The organism is Nonomuraea sp. NPDC003727 (genome assembly GCF_053586935.1).
The window spans coordinates 64,107-85,373 of record NZ_JBSFNE010000010.1; the positions used below are offsets into that span (position 1 = coordinate 64,107).

Consider the following 21,267-nt stretch of genomic DNA (forward strand, 5'->3'; position numbering starts at 1 on the left):
TCCCCGGCCGGGCGGCGCGCCGGCTACTTCAGGCCGGTCATCGCGATGCTGTTGACCAGGTACCGCTGCAGCAGGAAGAACACCAGCAGGCAGGGCACGGCCGAGATGGCCGCGGAGGACATGACCATCGACCACTGCAGCTCCTCGGTGCGCAGGATCGTCAGGCCGACCGTGAGCGTCCTGGTGGCGTCGCTCTGCGCGATGACCAGCGGCCACAGGAAGTCGTTCCAGTGCCACAGGAACACGAACACGCCCAGCGTGGCCATGATCGGCTTGGTCAGCGGCACCACGATCGTCCAGTAGACGCGCAGCTCGGAGGCGCCGTCGACCTTGGCCGCGTCGAACAGCTCGTCGGGCAGCCCCAGGATGAACTGGCGCATCAGGAAGACGGCCTGCGAGTTGGCCAGTGTCGGCACGATCAGGCCCCAGAAGGTGTCGACGCCGCCCAGGTCGGAGATCAGCACGAACACCGGGATCAGCGTCGCCTGGAAAGGCACCATCATGGTGGCGAGGAACGTCCAGAGCATGGCGTCGCGCCCGGGGAAGCGCTTCTTGGCGAAGGCGTAGCCGGCCATCGAGGCGGTGATCAGGATGATCACGACGGAGACGGCCGAGTAGATCAGCGAGTTGAGCGTCCACTGCGCGAACCCGGAGGCCGACAGCACCTGCGCGATGTTGTCGAAGGTGAGCGACTCGGGCCACTGGAGCGGGACGGTGGGCTTGCCCCGGGGGCTGAGCGCCACGACGACCATCGCGACGAACGGCGCGAGCGTCAGCAGCGACAGCACCGCCAGCAGGGTGTACAGCGCCCACGTGCCGCGGGGCCGCCGGCGCTTCACCCTGGCGGCCGTGGTGGCGGTGGCGGGACGGGTGGCGGTCAGCGTCATGTGTTCCCCCTGCCGAGGAAGCGGCGCTGGATCAGCGAGATGGCCAGCACGATGACGAACAGCACCATGCCCCAGGTGGCCGCGTAGCCGAACTCGAAGAACCTGAAGCCGCGCTCGTAGATGCCGTAGATGAGGGTGTAGCTGGCCTTGGCGGGGCCGCCGCCGGTCATCACGTAGATGGTGTCGAAGACCTGGAAGGAGCTGATCGTCTCGATGACCAGGACGAAGAACAGGACGGGCTTGAGCAGCGGGAGCGTGATACGGCGGAAGCGCTGCCACGCGCCGGCGCCGTCGACCCTGGCCGCCTCCATGTAGGAGCCGGGGATGGCCTTCAGGCCGGCCAGCAGGATCAGCATCGAGTAGCCGAACCCCTTCCAGCAGGAGACGATCGCCAGCGCGGGCAGCGCCAGCGCCGAGTCCTCCAACACCTGGAGGGGGCCGAGGTCGAGCTTGGCGAGCAGGCCGTTGAGCAGCCCGTCGAACTCGTAGATCCAGCGCCAGATGATGCCCGCGAACACGAAGCTGGTCACGTAGGGGAGGAAGAGCATGCTGCGGAACAGGCCCCGCATGAAGATCACCGCGTTGAGGAGCAGCGCGGTGGCGAGCGAGACGCCGACCGTCAGCGGCACGAAGATCGCCGCGTAGACCAGGGTGACCCGCAGGCTGGCCCAGAAGTTCGGGTCGTTCCACAGCCGGACGTAGTTGTCGGCGCCGACGACGTCCCATTCTCCGCCGATGTTCCAGTTGGTGAGGCTCATGCCCGCCGCACCCAGGGTGGGGAAGATCCGGAAGATCAGGAAGAGGACGAGGACGGGCAGGACGAACAGCAGTCCAGTGACCGGGTCGCGCAGGCGATGACGCACCGGGGTTCACACCTTTCCAGAAAAGCGGGGGCCCAGAAAAGCGGGGGCCTTCCCGAGGGAAGGCCCCCGATCGTGTCAGCTGCCGCTGGACAGCAGCTCGTTGGCCTCCTTCGCCGCGGCGTCGAGGGCGGTCTTGGCATCCTCCTTGCCGAGCAGCGCCGCCTGGATGTGCGCGGCGACCATGGCCATCACCTGGCGGGCCTTGGGGTGCGTGTCACCGGGGAAGGCGAACTCCAGCGACTTGGCGAACTCCTTCGAGGCCTCGCTCTGGCCGGGGATCGTCACGTCGGTCCGCGCGGAGAAGAAGCCGGACTCCTTGGCCAGTTCGGCCCCCACCACGGGGCCGGCGATGTAGGCCGCCAGCTTCTTGGCGGCCTCCTGGTTCTTGGAGTGCTTGGCGACGACGAGGCCGCCGGGGATGCCGAAGGCGACCCGCTTGCTGCCCTCGAGCGGCAGGCCGATGCCCACGTTCTCCTGGCCGATCGCGGCGCCGAGCTGGTCGGCCATGCCCGCGGTGGCCGCGTGGTACATCGCGGTCTTGCCGCCGGCCAGCGAGCCGCCCTCGATGTCGTTGCCCTTGCTCGCGGCGTTCTCCGGCAGGCCGCCGGCGGCCTTCAGGTCGAGCAGGAACTGCAGGCTCTGCACGCCCTCGGGGCCGTTGAAGGCGACCGTCTTGCCGTCGGGGGCGAAGACGCTGCCGCCGTTGGCCCAGAAGATGGGGTAGAAGCTCTGGTTGAGCGAGATCTCGGGCTTGCCGGGGTAGTCGAGAACCGCGACCTTCTTGGCGGCCAGCTTGGGCGCCGCCGCCTTCAGCTCCTCGAGGGTGTCGGGGACCTCGGTGACGCCGGCCTCGGCGAAGAGCTTCTTGTTGTAGATGGGGGCGGTGATCGTCTGGTAGATCGGGACGCCGTAGAGCTTGCCGTCGACCGTCAGCGCGGTGAGCGCGTTGGGCAGGTAGGCGGCCCTGTCCTTGGCGATCACGTCGTCCAGCGGTTCGAGGGTGCCCTGCTGGGCGTACTGCGGGATCTGGTCGGGTCCGAGCAGGACCAGGTCGAAGCCCGTCTTCGAGGCCAGGGCCGTGGTGATCTTCTCCTGCCTGCCGTCCCAGGGCTGCTGGTCGATCTTGACGTCGAGCGTGGGGTTGGCGGCCTCGAAGTCCTTCTCGACCTTGCCCCAGAACGCCTGGTTCTTGGCGGAGTCCGCGATCACGGGGTACATCCAGAGGGTCACCGTGCTCTTGTCCGACGAGCCTGAGCCACCGGACCCGCACCCGGCGATCACGACGCTCATGGCGGCCGCGATTCCGGCTGCCGCTACCTTCCTCATCGGCGGCTTCCTTTCATGAATACCGGTCCTGACCGAAACCTAATGAGCGGGGAGACGGCCGGTCAATGCCCGATACACGAACGTGACTGCGACCAGCTCCTGACCCGTTCGGCGACGGCGTCGACGTGCTCGTCGGTGTAGTGCTCGTTCCAGTCGACGACCAGCAGCGTTTCGGCCACCAGCCGTTCCGCCTCGGGGCAGGCGTTGGGCACGTAGCCTGCCAGCGGGTAGGTCGAGCCGCCGTAGATGGGGCCGCTCCACACCGGCGCCCTGTTCAGCGGCTCGCCGAGGTAACCGGCCCGTGCCGGAATCCCGGCCTCCCGCAGGTGACCGGCCAGCGCCCCGGCCTTGCCGTCGGGCAGGACTAGGGGGAACAGCCACCAGGCGTGCCCCTCGGGGCGCGGCAGCCGGATCCCCGGCAGGCCCTCCAGGGCCCTGATGAGCCGTACGGCGGTGCGCCGCCTGGACTCGAGGACGCCCGGCAGCTTGGCCAGCTGGGCGCGCGCCACGGCGGCCTGGAGTTCGGTCATGCGGTAGTTGAGGCCGAGGCCGGCGTGCGAGCGGCCGGCGGCGCGGTCCCAGCCCTTGTCGGAGAACAGCCGCATCCGGCGCGCCAGGACGTCGTCCTGGGTGATCGTCAGGCCGCCGTCGCCGCAGGTGATGTGCTTCCACTGCTGGAGGCTGAAGGTGGCGACGTGGCCCACGGTGCCCGCGAGCCGCACGGGCGCACCGCCGGGCTCGCCGATGGGATCATCGCTGGGGCCACCGCTGGGACCACCGCCGGAACCACTGCTGGGATCGCTGCTGGGATCGTCGCCGCCGCCCGGCATGACCTGGGATGATGGTTCGGGGAGCTCGGTGAGCCAGGCCTGGGCGCAGTCCTCGATCAGCGTCAGGCCGTGCTCGTCGGCCAGCGCCCGCAGCGCGTCCACCCTGGCGGGCGCCCCGAACAGGTGGACGGCCATGATGGCCCTGGTGCGCGGCCCGATCAGCCGGGCCACCGAGTCGGGGGCGAGGTTGCCGTCGGCGGGGTCCACGTCGGCGAAGACAGGGACGGCGTTCTGCGCCAAGATGGGGGCCACGGTCCCGAAGTCCGTGATCGGCGTCGTGATGATCTCGTCTCCGGGATCGGGTGCCGCCGCCACGACCGACAGATGGAGGGCCGCGGTGCCGGAGCTGCACGCGATCGCGTGGCGGGAGCCGTACAGCTGCGCCATCTCGCCTTCGAGCGCTCGGCCCTCGGTCCCCCAGACGGAGTTGAGCATGCCCGAACGGATCACCCGTTCGAGGGCCGCCACCTCCTCGTCGCCGAGCGTGCGGCCCTCGGGGTCGGCCATGGTTGGAAACTTCGGGTTCACGAGCTAACCTTTCGGTCTTGACCGTAATAGGGCAGAGGGAGGCGTGGGTGGGTATCGTCATCGGGGTCGTCGGCCCGCACGATCTGGTCGACGACGTCGCGGCCACGTGCGAGGAGCAGCCGGGCGTGACCACGCTGCGGCTCGACTACGACCACGAGTCGCAGGCACCCGCGATCGTCGAGGCGCACGCCGCCACGGTGGAGGGCTGGCTGTTCACCGGCATCGTGCCGTACATGCTGGCCCGCGACGCCGAGGCGCTCACCCGGCCCGCGGCGTTCGTCGACTACTCCGGGGCGACGCTGCTGACCGCTCTGGTACGGCTGCAGCACGAGGGCCAGGACATCACGCGCCTGTCCATCGACACCCTGTCGGCCGCCGACGTCATCGCCACGTTCGAGGAGGCGGGGCTGCCGACCGAGCAGGTCCGCACGCTCCCCTACCGGCCGGAGATGACCTCCAAGAAGGCCGTGGCCTTCCACCGGCGCGGCGGCGAGCACGCGGTGATCACCTGCCTGAGCTCGGTGCACGAGGCGCTGCGCGACGACATGCACGTGCTGCGCCTGGCGCCGTCGGTCCACTCGGTGCGGGTGGCGCTGCGCCAGCTGCTGCTGACCGCGGAGGGCCAGGCGCAGGAGGACGCGCAGATCGCCCTCGGCCTTATCGAGGTCGAGAGCGAGGAGGGGCTGCTGCGGGAGGCGGCGGCGCTGGGCGGCACGCTGGCCGCCTTCAGGGGCGGCACCCACCTGCTGGTCACCACGCGCGGGCCGCTGGCCGACGCGACCGGCAACTTCACCGGGCTGCCGATGCTGTCGCGCCTGGCGACGGCCGGCCAGGTGGTCAGGGTGGGGTTCGGGCTGGGCCGCAGCGCGGCCGAGGCCGAGAGCCTGGCGCGCAGGGCGCTGGCCCGCGCCCGGCGCATCGGCGAGGTGGCCGCCGTGCTGTCGCTGCGCGCCGACACCGACATCGTGCTGGAGTCGGTCAGCGCGACCCCCGCCGCCGAGCAGAACCTCTCGGTGATCGCCCGCCGGGTCGGCCTGTCGGTGCCGACGCTGGAGAAGCTGCTGGAGGCCCGCGCGGCGGCCGGCGGGGAACCGCTGACCACCAGGGAGATCGCCGAACGGCTCGCGGTCCAGCAGCGGACGGCCCGCCGCATGCTGCACCGCCTGGAGCTGGCCGGGCTCGCCGAGCGCACCGGGAACCTGACCAGCGGGAGCAGCGGCCGCCCGCTGACCCTGTACCGGCTGACGCTCTAGGCGAGCCACCGGTCCAGGCCCTCGGCCACGAAGTCGTCGTCGCGCAGCCAGGGGTAGGCGGCCCACACGCGGTCGATCTCGGCCAGTTGCCCGGGAGACAGGTCCTCGGCCGGGTCGAGGCACCAGCGGCCCGCCAGCAGGCCCTGGCGGCGCAGGATCTCGTGGATGCCGGGGATGCAGCCGTGGAAGCCGTTGGCCGAGTCGAAGATGGCGGCGTTGGCGTCGGTGAGGTGACCGTCGAGGCCGAGCAGCCTGCGCACGGCGGCGTCGTCGCCCGCGCGGGCCAGCTTCGCCTCGTCGAGCAGCTCGACCGCCTTCTTCACCCACACCGCCCACTGGCCGAGCAGCCCGCCGACGAACTCGACCTCCACCTGCCGGCCGTCGACGACGACGCGGTGGGTGGTGATGAGGTCGGCCAGGATGTGGTCGTCGTTGCCGGTGTAGAGCGCCACCTGCTCGGCCCTGCCCGCCCTGACCACGCCGTGCAGCACGTCCAGCGTGCGGTAGCGGTCGAACGGCGCCACCTTGATGCCGACGACCGACTCGATCGCGGCCAGCCTGGTCCAGAAGTCGCGCGAGAGCGTACGGCCGCCGACCGCGGGCTGCAGGTAGAAGCCGATGACCGGCAGCACCTCGCCCACGGCGCGGGCGCGCTCGATCAGGGCGTCCTCGTCCAGTTCCCGGTGGGGGCTGAGCAGCACCATGTGGTAGCCGAGCGACCTGGCCAGCTCCGCCTCCGCCACCGCCTGCGCGGTCGGGCCCGTCGCGCCCGCCACCAGGACGATCTCGCGGCCCTCGCGGGCGGTCTCGCGGCCCGCCTCGCGGGCGGTCTCGCGGCCCGCCTCGCGGGCGGTCTCGGCCGCCAGCTCCAGCACGGGCGGCAGCAGCGCGGTGCCGTGAATGGCGAACTGCGTGGTGTGCACGCCCACCGCGAGACCGCCGGCGCCCGCCGCCACGTAGTAGCGGGTCAGCGCCCGCTGGCGGCGCTCGTCCAGCCTGCGGTCGGCGTCGAGCGCGAGCGGGTGCGCGGGAATGACCAGCCCGCGCCTGAACAGGTCGCGCACGGACGTGTGAGCCTCCGGAGCCGTGCTGAGCACGTCGCCTCCCCCTTGATCGATGAGCATGCTGGTCAGAACCGGCCATCGCGGCGCTCGAACTTGGTCGGCTTGCCGAGCAGCGGACCGCCCTCGGCGATCCAGGCGGCCGTGAGCTCGATCAGCTCGGCGGGGGTCAGCTCGGGGTAGCCGAACAGCCGGTGGCACCTGGCCGCGTTGGACAGCAGCGCGGTGGGCGCCTCCTCACCGACGAAGGAGGGCTGCTTGCCGAGCGCCCTGCCGAGGTCGATCGCGGCCTGCCGTATCGAGATCAGCTCGGGTCCGGTCAGGTTGAGGACGAACGGCGGCGTGGACGCGTGCAGCAGCGAGCGGAGCGTGACCTCGTTGGCGTAGCCCTGCCAGACGACGTTGGCCATGCCGGTGGCCAGGTCGACGGGCTCACCCGCGTTGATCTTCTGCGCCAGGTCGACGAGCACGCCGTAGCGCATCTCGACGGCGTAGTTGAGGCGGATGAGGGCCAGGCGGGTGCCGTACTTCACGCTGAAGTGCGACATGACCCGCTCCCTGCCGAGGCAGCTCATCGCGTACTCGCCCACCGGGTCGGTGGGCGTCTCCTCGGTGGCGCCCGCGCTGGTCACCGGGACCAGCGGGTAGACGTTGCCGGTCGACAGCGCCGCGATCCTGCTGTGCCTAAACCGGTCGGCGACCCGCCCTGGCAGGTAGGAGTTGGTGAACCAGGTGGCGTGCTCGGCGCCCTGCGTGCCGAACTTGGCGCCCACCAGGAACACCACGCTCTCCACGTCGGGCAGGTCGCGCAGCGCCTGCTCGTCGGCCACGTCGGCGCTGACCACCGTGGCCCCCTCCGCCGTGAGGGCGTCGGCCAGGCCCGGCTCGGAGAACCTGGACACCGCCACGATCCGCCGGTCGCCCTTGGTGGCGTTGAGCGCCAGCCTGACCAGGCTGGGCCCGAGCTTCCCGCCCGCGCCAAGGATCATGATGTCGCCGTCGAGTCTGGCCATGTCGGCGATCAGCCCCTCGCCGGGCCGCGCGAGCCGCTCCTCGAGCTCCACTACCGTCCGCACCCCGAACTCCTCTCATTTACGGTCCAGACCGTAACTTCGAGAGTCTCGCCCTGTCAATGGGGTGCGGGCGGGTCAGGCCGGTACGGCCTCGCGCGCGCGGACGAGGACGTCGAGGATCGCCCTGGTCTGCGCCCATGGAACGGGGCTCGGCGCGCCGCCCACCATGGCCAGGAACGCCTCGACGGTGCCCTCGTACCCGAGGCCCTTGAGGACGTCGTCGCCGCCCTCGATGACGATCTCCCGCGAGCCTTCCCTGGTGTGGACGGTCACCGTGTAGGCCTCGGACTCCGACACGCCGAGGATCTCCACGGCGCCGGTGACGCCGCTGTCCCAGCGCAGCGCCATGACGCCCGTGTCCTCCGAGCGCAGGCCCGTGTAGTGCCTGACGGCGCCGGCCGCGCCGGCCAGCCGTACGGCCGGGCCGAGCAGGGCGACGAGCAGCTCGACGCCGTGGATGCCCATCGTGACCATCGTGCCGCCGCCCTCGCCGGGGGTGTCCTGCCACGGGTTGTAGCCGGTCGCCCAGATCCCGACGTCGTGCCGGACGGTGGCGCGCACCGACAGCACGGAGGCGGGGTCCACCGTGGCCGCGGTGAAGGCGGGCGCGAAGCGGAGCACCGACGTGGACAGCACCCTGTCGGTGATCTCCAGCCGGTCGAGCGCGTCGAGCTGGGCGCGGGTGGCGGCGGCGGGCTTGTTCATGAACACCGGCGCGCCGGTCGCCAGGACCGCTTCGAGCGCCCGGGGGGCCTGCGGGTTCGGCACGGTGAGCACCACCCCGTCCGGGCCGGTGCCGAGCAGGTCGTCGAGGCTGGATGCCACCTTGGCGCCGGGATGCTCGTCGGTGAAGCGCCGCAGCCGGTCGGGGTCCTGCTCCCACACGACGAGCTCGGCGTGGCGGGCCAGGGTACGGGCGTCGGTGTAGGGGTGGCTGGTGGCCAACCCGGCCAGAGCGATACGCACGGTGTGTCCTCCAATTCGGGAATGCGCGCCATCATGGCACCCCCGACCCGGCACACCCCCGCGCCCGCGTCAGGGCCGGCCCGCCCCGCCCAGGAAGAGCATGATCGGCCCGGCACGCCCCCGCGCCCGCGTCAGGGCTGGTCCACCTCCGCCGCGGTCCGGCCGCCCGCCAGCCTCGGATACCCGGGCCCCCGGTCGAAGAACGTGGCGGGCGTGGCGGCGAGCCCGGCGCGCAGCTCCGCCGTGGCCTTCTCGTCGACCACGCCGCCGGCCAGCACCACGCCGTAGTCCTCCCGCGCCCCCCGCACCGACACCTTCCCGTCGCGCACGTCGTCGGCCACGCGCCGCGGGTCACGCTCGTACGGCGAGCCCCAGCCGCCGCCTCCCGTGGTGCGGATGCGGATGATCTCGCCGGCCGGCACGGGGTGGTCGTCGACCAGCCCCTCCATCTCGCGTCCCGCCACCGAGACGGTGACGGGCCGCCCCGCCCGCCCGCCGTTGACCCCCCAGCACGACAGGATCGACCGGTCGGCGATCGACATGTACGAGGCGTCGCGCAGCATCCTGATGTGCTTGTCGTAGCCCAGCCCGCCGCGGAACAGCCCCGGACCGCCGGAGTCGACCGCGAGCCCGAGCCGCTCCACCCGGAACGGCCAGCGCGCCTCGGCGAACTCCACCGGGATGTTGCGCGAGTCGGGCACGACGTGGATGGTGTCCTCCCCGTCGGCGTACCACCGGCCGCCTGAGCCGCCGCCCAGCACCTCCCTCATCAGGTACGGCACGCCGTCGGCGTCCTCGCCGTAGACCCCGGTGTACCTGATCGTCTCCTGGTCGGCGGGCATCCGGCCGCCGGTGGCCTTGGCCAGCACCCCGGCCAGCACGCCCAGCAGCCGCAGGATGACGAAGGTCCTGGCGTTGGTCGGCGCGGGGAAGATCGGCGTCAGCAGCGTCCCCTTCTCGGGGAACCTCATCTCGATGAGCGGGACGACCCCCTCGTTGACGTCGAGCTCCGCCATCCGCGCCGGGGTGTCGGCCAGGTTGCGCAGGATCGGCGCCAGCCACTTCTTCAGGAAAACCCCGTCGGCGTAGTCGCCCGCGTGGTTGATCGGCCCCTTGGCCTGCGGCGAGGTGCCGGTGAAGTCGATCACCAGGCGGTCCTCAAGCCGGGTGAGCGTGATGCGCTGGGTGTGCAGGCGCGGCTCGTCGACGCCGTCGTGCTCGGCGTAGTCCTCCCAGACGTAGGTGCCGAGCGGGATCTTCGACAGCAGTTCCCTGCGGAAGGTCTCCGTGGTGTTGGCGATGACGGTGTCGAAGCACTCCTCGACGGCCGCCTTGCCGTACCGGTCGAACAGCTCTCCCAGCCTGCGCGCCCCCATCAGGCAGGCCGAGCACTCGGCGTCGAGGTCGCCGGCCAGCGAGTCGGGCATCCGGGAGTTGCGGGTCATGATCCGCAGCGCCGCCTCGTTGGGCACCCCGCGGTCCCAGAGCCTGATCGGCGGGACCATCAGCCCCTCCTCGAAGACCGACCGCGCGTGGGAGGGCATGCTGCCCGGTACGGCGCCGCCGATGTCGTCGTGGTGGCCGAAGGCCTGCACGAAGGCCACCACCTCGCCGGCGTGGAAGACCGGGACGGTCACGCAGAGGTCGGGCAGGTGGCCGATGCCGCCCTCGGACAGGTAGACGTCGTTGTGGAAGAACACGTCGCCGGGGTTCATGGTCTCGACGGGGAAGTCACGCACGATCGGCTGGACGAGCGCGGAGTAGGAGCGGCCGGTGAGCTTGCGCAGCCTGACGTCGTGGATACCGGCGCGGAAGTCGTGGGCGTCGCGGATCATCGGGGAGCGGGCGGTGCGCGCGATGGCGGTCTCGACCTCCTTCTCCACGGAGGCGAGGGTGCCCTCGACGATCTCGACGAGGATCGGGTCGGCGGTCACGGGGCGGTCCCTTCCTTGCGGACGATCAGGTTGCCGTGGGCGTCGCACGTGGCGGTGAAGCCGGGGTGCAGCGGCAGCGTCGAGCCGTACTCCTCGATGACGGCGGGGCCGCGGACCACGTCTCCGGCGAACAGCGTGGCGCGCGGGTGCACGGGGCAGGCGGCCCAGCCTGCGTCCTCGAAGGAGACGGGGCGGCTGCCCGGCTCAGCGGGCGGCCGGTCGCGGCCGGGCCGCACGGGGATCGTGGGACGGGTGATGGGCCCGATGCCGGACACCCGCAGGTTGACCCACTCGACGGCGTGGCGGGGATCGTCGCGGTAGCCGTAGCCGTAGAGCCGCTCGTGCGCCTCGTGGAAGCGGGCGACCACCTCCGCCTGCCAGCGGTCGTCAGGAGGGCCGGGCGGCGCTGACACGCGCACCTCGTAGGCCTGGCCGTAGTAGCGCAGGTCGGCGCCGCGCTGGCAGACGGGCGAGGTGAAGCCCTCCCGCTCGAGCGCCTCGACGGCCTGGCCCTCCAGGTCGGCGAAGACGGCGGCCAGCGCGTCCGCGTCGGGTTCGCGGGTGACGTGGGTGCGGACGTAGTCGTTCTTGACGTCCACGGTGAGCAGCCCGAACGCCGAGACGTTGCCGGGGTCGGGCGGCACGACGACGGCGGGCAGGTTCAGGATGTCGATCAGGCGGCAGGCCAGCAGCGGCCCCGAACCGCCGAACGTCACGAGCGGGAAGTCGCGCACGTCGAGTCCGCGCTTGACGGTGATCTGGCGGATCGCGTTGCACTGGTTGAAGGCGCTGATCTCCAGGATGCCCGTCGCGGTGCGTTCAGGGGTGATGCCCAGCTTGCCCGCCAGCGCCTCCATTCCCTGCCGCGCCGCCTCGCGGTCGAGCGGGATCTCCCCGCCGAGCAGGTGCGGCGGGATCCGGCCGAGGAAGACGTGCGCGTCGGTGACCGTCACGTCGCCGCCGCCCTTGCCGTAGCACAGCGGGCCGGGATCGGCGCCCGCGGACTTGGGCCCCACCTTGAGCGTCCCCTCGGGCGAGATCCACGCGATGGAGCCGCCGCCCGCGCCCACGGTCACGATGTCGATCATGGGGATCTTGCACGGGTAGCGCCCGATCGACCCCTCGGTGGTCAGCGAGGGCTCCCCGTCCACGATCACCGCCACGTCGGTGGAGGTGCCGCCGCCGTCCAGCGTGATCACCGACGGCTGCCCGGCCGTGGAGGCGATCAGCGCGGCGCCCAGCGCGCCGGCCGCCGGGCCCGACAGCACGGTGGTGATCGGCTGGTGCACCACCTCGGCGGCGCTCAGCACGCCGCCGTTGGACTTCATCACCGCGTACGGCATGCCGAGCCGTTCGGACAGGTTGGCGATGTAGCGCCGCATCGCCGGCTTGACGGCCGCGTCGACCAGGGTGGTGACCGACCGCTCGTACTCCCTGTACTCGCGCAGCACATCGCTCGACAGCGACACCACCGCCTCGGGGTGCTCCCGCTCGAGCACCTCCCGCATGCGCAGCTCGTGCGCGGGGTCGGCGTAGGAGTGCAGGAAGCACACGCCGATCGCGGTGATCCCCTGGTCCCTGAACCAGCGGGCGACCTCGACGGCCTGATCCTCGTCGAACGGCCTGACCTCCCCGCCGAGGTGGTCGAGCCGGCCGCCGACGGTCCTGACCCGGTGCACCGGGACGATCCGCGGCGGCTTGACCCAGAAGTAGGAGTTGCCGTAGCCGTCGGGCACGCTCTGCCTGGCGATCTCCAGGATGAACTCGAACCCCTCGGTGGTCACGAAGCCCAGGTCGGCGATCCTGTCCTCGAGCAGCTGGTTGGTCGCCACGGTGGTGCCGTGGACGAGCCCGGTGACCGGCCCGCCGCCCACCTTCTCGATGCCCGCCATGAAGCCGTCGGCGGGGTTGGCGGGAGTCGAGGGGGTCTTGGTCGTGAAGATCTCGCCGGTCCGCTCGTCGACCGCGACGACGTCGGTGAACGTGCCGCCGGTGTCCACTCCGATGCGCATGGGTTCAGTGTCTACCTGGGCCCTGACCCGCGGGGATCAGCGAAACCTGCCGAACAACCGGCGATTCTTCAGCGTCTCCTGCTGCCCAGCACGTCGTCGATCACCCTGGGGGCGTTCTCGGTGCCCACGTAGGCGGCCAGCCGTACGGCGAGCTCGTGGGCGCGGTGCAGCTCCATCTCCACCCTCGCCTTGCCGGACTGGCCGGCCTGGATGCCGAAGTAGGCGCCGATGATGGTGCCGATCACGCCGCAGACCCCGGCGAACATCGTGGCGAACTCCTTGGTGGCGAACACCGCGGCGCCGAACGCGACGAGGATCACGATGATGCCGGTCAGCACCACGAAGAAGCCGTAGCGCCAGCGCGCGGCGTCGGCCTGCGCCGCGGTCAGGTCGTCAGGGGTCATCAGGGCCTCCAGCGCCGCCGGCTTGTCCGTGGCCAAGGTCGCCTCCTGTTACAGATGGGAGCAGTAGTGGTGAGCAGTAAGCTAGCGGCCTGTGACCGAATTGTCCGCGCTCTCGCCCGTCCCCTCGGCCGCCCGCGACGCCGTGCTGAAGTTCTACTTCGGCCCCATGGACTGCGGGAAGTCCACGTTGGCGCTGCAGATGAACTACAACCACGGGCGGCAGGGCAGGCGCGGGCTGGTGCTGACCAAGCACGACAGATCGGGCGGGCCCCAGGTCACCAGCCGGATCGGGCTCGGCCTCGACGCGATCGAGGTGGACGACGGGCTCGACCTGGTCGCGCTGGTGGTGGCGCACGACCGGATCGACTACCTGATCTGCGACGAGGCGTGCTTCTACACGGTGGCGCAGATCGAGCAGCTGGCCGACCTGGTCGACCACCACGGGATCGACGTCTACGCCTTCGGCCTGGCCTCCGACTTCCGCTCGCAGATGTTCCCCGCCGCACAGCGCCTGTTCGAGCTGGCCGACGAGGTGTGCAGGCTGCAGGTGGAGGTGCTGTGCTGGTGCGGGCGCCCAGGCCTGCTGAACGCCCGCGTGGTGGGCGGGACGATGGCCCGCAGCGGCGAGCAGGTGGTGATCGGCGACACCGACGCCTCCCCGGTGCGCTACCAGGTGCTGTGCCGGCGCCACCACCGGTCGGGCCAGCTGGCGATGCCCGAGCCCAGCCTGTCGGCCTCCTGACCGCCGGCGAGAGTTCGTCCCGCCGGCGCGCCCGGCGTTACTGCGACTGCGCCAGAACCTGCCGGCACACCCGGCGTGCTTACGACTGCGCGAGGGCGCGTAGCAGGTAGCGGCGCTGGCGGGTGGTCAGCTCGCCGACGGTGGCGTCCGCGGCGATTCCGCCCCTGCTCAGCAGCCTGCCGACCGGGCGGTCGCGCAACTCCGGCACCGCCCGCAGCAGCCAGCCGACCGGCGTGGCGGCGGTCGTGGCGTCGGTGCGCCGCAGCAGCCCGGCCAGGTCCAGGCGACCGTCCGCCAACCCCTGCCGCAGCTGCGCGCGGCTGAGAGCGGGCGCCGGTGCCGCGGACGGGGCGGGGAGCGCCTGCGGGGTGAGGAGGGTTCCGCCCGCCCGGCCGCCCGCCCGGCCGGTCGTCGCGTGCCCGGTGGTCTCGCGGGGGGTGCTCGCCTGGCCGGGGGTCGGCTGCTCCGCGGTCGCGCCGGGAGTGGCCGTCTGGGCAGCGGCCTGCTGCCCTGTGGCCTCGCCGGGGATGGTCGCGTGCCCGTCCGTCCCGTGCTCCCCGGTCGCCCGGCCGGTCGTCCCCTGTTCCACGGTCGCCTGACTGGTCGTCCCCTGCTCCACGGTCGCCTGGCCGGTGCTCTCCTGTCCGGGGCTCTGCTCCATGGTCTCCTGGCCGGCTGTCGCCTGGCCGGTCGTCTCCTGGCCGGTGCTCTCGGCGGAGGTGGTCGCCTGGCCGGTGGTCGCCTGCTCCGTTGTCTCCTGGCCGGTGGTCGTCTGGTCAGTGGTCGTCTGGCCGGTGGTCGTCTGGTCGGTCGTCGTCTGGCCGGTGGTCTGGTGGGGGGTGGTCGTGTGGCCGCTGATGGCGTTGGAGGTGGTGCCGAGGCCCGGGGGTGTGCGGCTGTCGTCGAGCGCGTACTGGGCGGCGACCAGCAGGGTCGTGGTCACCAGGACGGCGGCGCCGGTGATCGCCATGTGGCGGGCCGACAGCCGGCCGCCGCCCGCCGTACGGGCCAGCTTGAGACCGACGACGGCGGTCCGCAGCAGCACGCCGGTGATCATGCCGAGCAGCAGCGGCACGAGCGACGGCGGCAGGGGCGCGAGCACGGCCAGGACCACGCCGACCGCCGGGCTCAGGCACGACGCCGCCAGCCAGGGCGTCAGGCGCCGGCGGGCCAGGTCGAGGAGGGCGGTGAGGGCCAGGCCCTCGCTGGCCGAGTGGATCATCAGGGCCGCCACGACCACCGCCGAGGCGGCCAGGGCGAGGGTGGCGCCCTCGACTAGGCGGTGCACGGTGAGCGCCGCGGCGGTGCCGACCCCGCCGAACAGCGCGGCGCCGACGGCGCGGGTGACGCGGCGGTGCAGGCCGGGGGCGTGCTGTCCGCGCCTGGGTTCGTCGTGGGCGTGGCCGCATCCCTTGCGGGTGAAGTAGGTGATGACCGCGAAGCCGAACACGGCCGACAGGCCGAGCAGCCACAGCGGGGTGCCGGTGTCGCCGGCTTCGTGCCAGGCGTCGGGCAGCAGCTCCACCAGGGCGGTGATGAGCATCAGCGCGGAGGCGACGGCCAGCCACAGCCCGATCCTGCCGATGTTGCGGCGCGCCAGCCACGCCCCGGCCAGCGTCGACAGCGACACCAGCAGCACCGCCAGCCAGGTGCCGGGCGGGGTCGCGGCGAGCCAGGCCGACGACCCGGCGGGTGGCCAGGCCGGTGGCCAGGTGGGGGCGGCCGGCTGGGGAAGGTCGGGTCCGAGGGCGTGGCGCAGGGTCAGGGCGAGTGCGGGCGCCGCTGATGGCACGGGCATGACGCCGCCTTTCTGATGCGGATGGTGAAGCGGTCAGGCGACGGGCGAGTGCTGGGGGTGCCCGGCCGGTCCGGCGGCGGCATCGCGTCCCTGCGTGCCGTCCAGCAGGCGGCGCAGCTCGGCGAGATGGCCGGCGAGGCCGTCGGGCAGGTGCCCGCCGTGGGCGGCGGCCAGGCGGGCCAGCTGGTCGAGGTGGAACTCGGCCGACTGCCGGTAGGCGGCGCCGGCCCGCTCCAGGAGTGCGTTCGCGGACTGCTGCGCGCGGTCCTCGACGGTCCTGGCCCGTGCCCTCGCCTCGTCCTCGACGGCCTGCCCGCGTGCCTGCGCCTCGTCCTCGAGAGCACGCGCCCGCACCCTGGCCTCGTCCTCGACGGCACGCGCCCGCGCCTGAGCCTCGTCCTCGACGGCCAGAGCCCGCGCCTGAGCCTCGACGAGGATCCGGCCGGCCCGCTCGTGGGCGGCGACCGGGCCGGCGGTCAGTTGCTCCCGCAGGCGGGCGTTGTCCTCCCACAGCAGGGCCAGGCCGGCCTCCACCCGCGCCAGGAAGGCGTCGACCTCGGCCAGGTCGTAGCCTTCGCGCAGCCGTACCACGGTGAAGACCTGGTGGTGGACCGCCGCGGGGGTCAGCCGATCGGCGCCCCCGTCCGAGACCCGGCCGGGGCCGTGAGCGTGCACGTGCTCCATGCTCTCCATACGGAGAGTAATGGAGTCATTGCACTGCGTTTAAACGTGTGGCCAGATGTTCGGAAGTAAAGCCGGGAGGGCCCCTGCGGCCAGGAGGTCCGACATGCCCGACCAGCATGCCCTCGCGGCCGCGCCGTGAGCGGGTCACCCGGGCGGCCGGTCACGCCGATCGACGGGTGCGCCGCGCGCCTCGTGAACCCCGGCAGCGTCGCGGCGACAGCCTCCCGCATACCCGCCGAGTCCGGCCTCCCGCATACCTGCCGAGTCCGGCCTCGCCGGCACCGCCGACGTCCAACGCGGCCTCCCCTGACCCGCTCGCCCGGCAAGCCACCCGAAAGCGACTTGCAACCAGATACCGGTACAAATCTCAGCGACAGCACACAGCGGAAGGGTCGGGGCCGTGGCGGGCCGCGTCCGCATCCGTCACGGGCGAACCGGCAGGCGCCGGCCGCCTACGGTCCCGGCGCGGCACATCAGGCCGCGGCGGCGGCAGATCCATGGCGGAGGAGCACGACGTCTCCTCTGCCGTCGCCGAGTCACCGGAAGAAACGAGATGGTCCTGTTCGTCCGACGGGCCCGCGGCGGTGAACGCACCAGCCTGTCGCCCCGTGAGGCGGAGACCCTGCGCCACATCGCCGCCGGCTGCACCTACGCCCAGGCGGCGCGGCGCATGGGGGTCAGCATGCACACCATCGACACCTATCTCCGCAGGGTCAGGGCCAAGTTCGGGATCGCCGGCAAGGCCGAGCTCACCCGGCTGGCCGTCGAACTGGGGCTGTGAGGCCGCCGTACGGAATGGCCCGGCCGACCCTACGGGATGGCCCGGCCCGCCGTAAGGGACGGGCCGCCAGCAGGGACGGGCCGCCGGCAGGGACGGGCCGCCGGCAGGGACGGGCCGCCGGCAGGGACAGGGCGCCGACAGGGACGGGGCGCGCCGTTCAGCCGGCCGTGCGCTGGGCGACCTCCTCCAGCGCGCCCAGGAAGGTGTCCTCCGGCTGCGCGCCCGACACCCCGAACCGCTCCTCGAACAGGAAGAACGGCACGCTGGTGATCCCCAGCTCGCGCGCCCTGGCCAGCTGCTCGCGCACCTGCGCGGCCGCCTCCCCGGTGTCGGTGACGCCCACCTCGGCCGCCAGCTTGGCCAGGACCTCGGGGTCGCCGATGTTGAGCCCGTCGGTGAAGTGCGCGGCGAACAGCCGGTCCGCCATCCGCGCGGCCAGGCCCTGGCCGGCGGCCAGCTCGATCAGCCGGTGCGCCTCGAAGGAGTTCGCGCTGATCGCCTGGCCGAAGCGCAGCTCCAGCCCTTCCTCGGCGCCGACGGCCGCGACGTGCTCGGTCATCTGCGCGGCCGAGCCGCCGAACTTGCGCCCGAGCGCCTCCAGCAGCGGCTCACCCTCGACCGGGGCGTCGGGGTTGAGCTCGAAGGGGCGGTAGGTCACCTCGACCTCGCCCGCGAAACGCGCCGCGGCCCGGGCGAAGCGCCGGTGTCCGATGTAGCACCAGGGACAGACGACGTCGGAAAAGATCTCAACTTTCACGACATGGCGTAACGCTCAGCCCGCCGCGAGTTCTTCCAGCCTGTGGGGAAGATAACCCGACGCGTCCACCAGCGCCGACGCCCCGCGCCACCAGCCGAACCATTCGGCGCTGCGCCACATCCAGTCGACCCGCTCGATCGCGCCCACCACGTCGCCGACGTTCGACCAGCCCTCGCCGAGCTGCTCGCGTGTCGCGCCGTGGCCCAGCGCCCACCCGCGCAGGATGCGTACCGCGTCGTCGGGCACCGTCCGCGCGTAGGGGTCGGGCTCCTCGCCCGGCAGCGGATGCGGTCCGAGCCCCGCGGCCACGCCCCAGCTCCACTGCGCCTCGGCGGGCCTGGAGTAGCGCAGGGAGGAGAAGTCGAGGTTGGAGCCGAGCTCGCCGTCGGATCGCCTGGTCACCACGGCGTCCAGCCTGCCGCCGGCGTCGAAGTGGACCACGAGCCGGTCGCCCGCCTGGACGCCGCCGGGCAGCTCGACGCGGTCCTCGGCCTGCCACGAGTTGAGGTCGACCTCGGCCACCGGGCGTCCCCACAGCTCGTCGGCGGCGTCGTCGGCGATCCACGCGGCCAGCATCTCCAGCACCGTCAGGTCGGTCCACGGCTCGATCGCCGCGGCGGTGTGCAGCACCTCGACGGGGGCGGGCAGCTTGGCGCCCCGCTCGGACTCCCACCAGACCGCGCCCAGCTCCCGCACGCCGACCACGAGCGCGGCGATGGCCGACAGCTCGGCCGAACGCCTGGTCAGCGACGCGCCGAGGGCCAGCTCGAGACATCGGGAGGTGCGGTCCTCGCCCAGGGTGGCGCGCGCTTCGGCGATCAGCGCGGCCGCCGTCGGCCGCTCCTGTCCGAGCAGGTTGTTGATGACTCGTCGGGCCTCGTTCCTTGCGTCTTCAGCGTGTGCCTCCCGCATACCAGCCACGCTACGCCGGGAGATCCTTTTCCAACAGCTTGTACGGCGAACCTGTATGACGATACGGTCACCCGCGTCAGCGGTTCCCACCTGCGAATGTTCCACTGTTGCCATCGGGCCATCGAACGAAGGAGGCACTGGTGCGCTTGACGCCGACCGAGCGGGACCGGCTCCTGCTCTTCACCGCCGCGCAGCTGGCCCGCGCCAGGCGGGCCCGCGGCCTGCGCCTGAACGTCCCCGAGGCGACCGCGTTGATCGCCGACACGGTGTGCGAGGCGGCCAGGGACGGGGCCCGGCTGGCCGAGGCCATCGCCGCGGGCCAGAGCGTCCTGGGCCCCGACGACGTGCTGCCTGGGGTGGCCGACATCGTCACCCAGGTGACGGTCGAGGCCGTCTTCGACGACGGCAGCAGGCTGGCGGTGGTCACCGACCCGCTGGGCGGCGGCTCGCTCGGCGCCGCCGCGCCGGGAGCCGTCGTGTCCAGGTCCACGTGGGAGCTGCCGCCGGCGGCCGTGCGCCTCGAGGTGCTCAACACCGCCGAGGTGCCGGTCTCCGTCACCTCCCACTTCCATTTCTTCGAGGCCAACCCGCGCCTGCGCTTTCCCCGGGAGGAGGCGTACGGCATGCGGCTCAACGTGCCCGCGGGCGCGACCGTGCGCTTCGACCCCGGCTCGACGGTGGAGGTGGAGCTGGTCGCGATCGGCGGCGCCCGTACCGCGGTCGGGTTCGCGGGCCTGGTCGACGGGCCGCTGGACGCGCCGGGCGCGAAGGAGGAGGCGCTGCGCCGGGCGCGCGCCTGCGGATACGAGGGGGCGTAGGTGGACGACTACATCGGGGTGCACGGGCCGCGCCAGGGCGACCTGGTACGGCTCGGCGACACGGGCCTGGTCGTCGAGGTGGAGCACGACTCGCAGGAGCCGGGAGAGGAGTTCCTGGCCGGGTTCGCCAAGACGGCCCGCGACGGCCTGCACCTGAAGGCCGCCGCCATCCGCGAGACCTGCGACCTGGTCATCAGCAACGTGCTGGTGATCGACGCGCTGCTGGGCGTCAGGAAGGTGTCGATCGGCGTGCGCGGGGGCCGCATCCACGCGATCGGCCGCGCCGGCAACCCCGACACGCTCGACGGCGTGGACGTGGTGGTCGGCACCGGCACCACGATCGTCTCGGGCGAGGGGCTGATCGCCACGGCGGGCGCCATCGACACGCACGTCCACCTGATGTCGCCGCGGATCATGGAGGCGTCGCTGGCGTCGGGCGTGACGACGATCATCGGCCAGGAGTTCGGCCCGGTGTGGGGGGTGGGCGTCAACTCGCCGTGGGCGCTGCGCAACGCCTTCGCCGCGTTCGACGCCTGGCCGGTGAACATCGGCTTCCTGGCCCGAGGCTCGTCGTCGGTGGCCGACCCGCTGGTGGAGGCGCTGGTCGAGGGCGGCGCGTGCGGGTTCAAGGTGCACGAGGACATGGGCGCGCACACCAGGGCGCTCGACACCGCGCTGCGGGTGGCCGAGGAGCACGACGTGCAGGTGGCCCTGCACACCGACGGGCTCAACGAGTGCCTGTCGGTGGAGGACACGCTGGCCGTCCTGGACGGCAGGACCATCCACGCCTTCCACATCGAGGGCTGCGGCGGCGGCCACGTCCCCAACGTGCTGCGCATGGCGGGCGTCGCCAACGTGATCGGCTCGTCCACCAACCCCACGCTGCCCTTCGGCCGCGACGCGCTGGGCGAGCACTACGACATGATCGTGGCGGCGCACGGGCTCAAGCCCGACCTGCCCAGCGACCAGATCATCGCCCGCGAGCGCATCAGGGCGGGCACGATGGGCGCCGAGAACGTGCTGCACGACCTCGGCGTCATCGGCATCACCTCCTCCGACGCGCAGGGCATGGGCCGCGCGGGCGAGACCGTCCGCCGTACCTTCCAGCTGGCCTCCAGGTTCTCCTCGGGCGAGCCGGACAACGCGCGCGTGCTGCGCTACATCGCCAAGCTGACGATCAACCCGGCGATCGCGCACGGGCTGTCGCACGAGGTCGGCTCGATCAGCGTCGGCAAGCTGGCCGACATCGTGCTGTGGGACCCGGCCTCGTTCGGCGCCAAGCCGTGGCTGGTGCTGAAGGCGGGCTTTCCCGCCTGGGGCGTCACCGGCGACCCGAACGCCTCCACCGACGGCTGCCAGCCGCTGGTGTACGGCCCGCAGTTCGGCGGGCACGGCGCCACCCCCGCCGAGCTGTCGGTCGCCTTCGTCAGCGGGGTGTCACAGACCCTGCCGACCAGGCGCCGCCAGGTGCCGGTGCGCGGCACGCGCGGGATCGGGCCCGCCTCGATGGTGCGCAACGACCGCCTGGGCGAGGTCAGGGTGGACCCCCGCACCGGGCAGGTCACGCTCGACGGCGAACTCGTCGGCGTCGAGCCCGCCACGTCGGTCCCGCTCAGCCGCCTGTACTTCCTCTAGCCC

General features: G+C 72.3%; 19 protein-coding genes. 5 read left to right on the forward strand and 14 right to left on the reverse strand.

Features of this window, described 5'->3' with window-relative positions:
* Nucleotides 1-23: 23 nt before the first annotated feature.
* From ACWDLG_RS25365 to ACWDLG_RS25380, 4 genes are all read right to left on the reverse strand, one after another.
* Nucleotides 24-887, reverse strand: coding sequence for a carbohydrate ABC transporter permease (locus ACWDLG_RS25365; RefSeq protein WP_449924088.1), 864 nt, complete (start codon nt 885-887; stop codon nt 24-26).
* Nucleotides 884-1,750, reverse strand: a complete 867-nt coding sequence (locus ACWDLG_RS25370) for a carbohydrate ABC transporter permease (RefSeq protein WP_449924091.1) — start codon at nt 1,748-1,750, stop codon at nt 884-886. Before ACWDLG_RS25370 ends, ACWDLG_RS25365 begins: the two co-directional genes overlap by 4 nt.
* 75 nt (nt 1,751-1,825) lie before the next feature.
* On the reverse strand, nt 1,826-3,076 hold the full coding sequence (locus tag ACWDLG_RS25375) for an ABC transporter substrate-binding protein (RefSeq protein ID WP_449924094.1): 1,251 nt from the start codon (nt 3,074-3,076) through the stop codon (nt 1,826-1,828).
* 62 nt (nt 3,077-3,138) lie between these two features.
* Nucleotides 3,139-4,434, reverse strand: coding sequence for a DegT/DnrJ/EryC1/StrS family aminotransferase (locus ACWDLG_RS25380; RefSeq protein ID WP_449924096.1), 1,296 nt, complete (start codon nt 4,432-4,434; stop codon nt 3,139-3,141).
* Nucleotides 4,435-4,481: 47 nt separating this feature from the next.
* Between ACWDLG_RS25380 and ACWDLG_RS25385 the strand changes: the two genes are divergently transcribed.
* A complete protein-coding gene (locus ACWDLG_RS25385) occupies nt 4,482-5,687 on the forward strand; it encodes a hypothetical protein (protein WP_449924098.1) in 1,206 nt (401 codons plus the stop codon).
* On the opposite strand, the gene ACWDLG_RS25390 is transcribed toward ACWDLG_RS25385, so the two are convergent.
* The 6 genes from ACWDLG_RS25390 to ACWDLG_RS25415 all read right to left on the reverse strand — a co-directional run bounded on the left by ACWDLG_RS25390 (nt 5,684) and on the right by ACWDLG_RS25415 (nt 13,173).
* Nucleotides 5,684-6,784, reverse strand: a complete 1,101-nt coding sequence (locus ACWDLG_RS25390; RefSeq protein WP_449924101.1) for a dihydrodipicolinate synthase family protein — start codon at nt 6,782-6,784, stop codon at nt 5,684-5,686. The two genes, ACWDLG_RS25385 and ACWDLG_RS25390, sit on opposite strands and share 4 nt — an antisense overlap.
* 32 nt (nt 6,785-6,816) lie before the next feature.
* Nucleotides 6,817-7,824, reverse strand: a complete 1,008-nt coding sequence (locus ACWDLG_RS25395; RefSeq protein ID WP_449924104.1) for an NAD-dependent epimerase/dehydratase family protein — start codon at nt 7,822-7,824, stop codon at nt 6,817-6,819.
* A gap of 72 nt (nt 7,825-7,896) precedes the next feature.
* Nucleotides 7,897-8,787 carry a Gfo/Idh/MocA family protein gene (locus ACWDLG_RS25400; RefSeq protein ID WP_449924107.1) on the reverse strand — a complete coding sequence of 297 codons (891 nt, stop codon included), beginning with the start codon at nt 8,785-8,787 and terminating at the stop codon, nt 7,897-7,899.
* Nucleotides 8,788-8,918: 131 nt separating this feature from the next.
* Nucleotides 8,919-10,721 carry a hydantoinase B/oxoprolinase family protein gene (locus ACWDLG_RS25405; protein ID WP_449924110.1) on the reverse strand — a complete coding sequence of 601 codons (1,803 nt, stop codon included), beginning with the start codon at nt 10,719-10,721 and terminating at the stop codon, nt 8,919-8,921.
* A complete protein-coding gene (locus tag ACWDLG_RS25410) occupies nt 10,718-12,733 on the reverse strand; it encodes a hydantoinase/oxoprolinase family protein (RefSeq protein ID WP_354907498.1) in 2,016 nt (671 codons plus the stop codon). The genes ACWDLG_RS25405 and ACWDLG_RS25410 overlap by 4 nt, the downstream gene beginning before the upstream one ends.
* Before the next feature lie 68 nt (nt 12,734-12,801).
* Nucleotides 12,802-13,173, reverse strand: coding sequence for a hypothetical protein (locus tag ACWDLG_RS25415; protein ID WP_449924114.1), 372 nt, complete (start codon nt 13,171-13,173; stop codon nt 12,802-12,804).
* Between the two features lie 55 nt (nt 13,174-13,228).
* Here ACWDLG_RS25415 and ACWDLG_RS25420 point away from each other — a divergent pair, with 55 nt between their 5' ends.
* On the forward strand, nt 13,229-13,879 hold the full coding sequence (locus ACWDLG_RS25420; protein WP_354904190.1) for a thymidine kinase: 651 nt from the start codon (nt 13,229-13,231) through the stop codon (nt 13,877-13,879).
* Nucleotides 13,880-13,958: 79 nt separating this feature from the next.
* Here ACWDLG_RS25420 and ACWDLG_RS25425 read toward each other — a convergent pair whose 3' ends face one another.
* Together ACWDLG_RS25425 and ACWDLG_RS25430 are read right to left on the reverse strand one after the other, a co-directional pair.
* A complete protein-coding gene (locus ACWDLG_RS25425) occupies nt 13,959-15,677 on the reverse strand; it encodes a hypothetical protein (RefSeq protein ID WP_449924118.1) in 1,719 nt (572 codons plus the stop codon).
* 33 nt (nt 15,678-15,710) lie between these two features.
* Nucleotides 15,711-16,361 carry a DivIVA domain-containing protein gene (locus ACWDLG_RS25430; RefSeq protein WP_449924121.1) on the reverse strand — a complete coding sequence of 217 codons (651 nt, stop codon included), beginning with the start codon at nt 16,359-16,361 and terminating at the stop codon, nt 15,711-15,713.
* Nucleotides 16,362-16,914: 553 nt separating this feature from the next.
* On the opposite strand from ACWDLG_RS25430, the gene ACWDLG_RS25435 reads away from it, so the two are divergent.
* Entirely contained in the window at nt 16,915-17,142 is a 228-nt protein-coding gene (locus tag ACWDLG_RS25435; RefSeq protein WP_449924124.1) for a response regulator transcription factor, read from the forward strand.
* Nucleotides 17,143-17,299: 157 nt separating this feature from the next.
* Here the strand turns inward: ACWDLG_RS25435 and ACWDLG_RS25440 are convergent, their stop codons facing one another.
* Both ACWDLG_RS25440 and ACWDLG_RS25445 read right to left on the reverse strand, forming a co-directional pair.
* Entirely contained in the window at nt 17,300-17,899 is a 600-nt protein-coding gene (locus ACWDLG_RS25440; protein ID WP_449924127.1) for a DsbA family oxidoreductase, read from the reverse strand.
* Between the two features lie 15 nt (nt 17,900-17,914).
* The gene (locus ACWDLG_RS25445; RefSeq protein ID WP_449924130.1) at nt 17,915-18,811 is read right to left on the reverse strand and encodes a hypothetical protein; all 897 of its coding nucleotides are present in this window, start codon (nt 18,809-18,811) and stop codon (nt 17,915-17,917) included.
* 140 nt (nt 18,812-18,951) lie between these two features.
* Between ACWDLG_RS25445 and ureA the strand changes: the two genes are divergently transcribed.
* Together ureA and ACWDLG_RS25455 are read left to right on the forward strand one after the other, a co-directional pair.
* Complete coding sequence (ureA, locus tag ACWDLG_RS25450) at nt 18,952-19,629, forward strand: urease subunit gamma (RefSeq protein WP_354904206.1); 678 nt, start codon at nt 18,952-18,954, stop codon at nt 19,627-19,629.
* Nucleotides 19,630-21,264, forward strand: a complete 1,635-nt coding sequence (locus ACWDLG_RS25455) for an urease subunit alpha (RefSeq protein ID WP_449924133.1) — start codon at nt 19,630-19,632, stop codon at nt 21,262-21,264.
* Nucleotides 21,265-21,267: the final 3 nt, after the last annotated feature.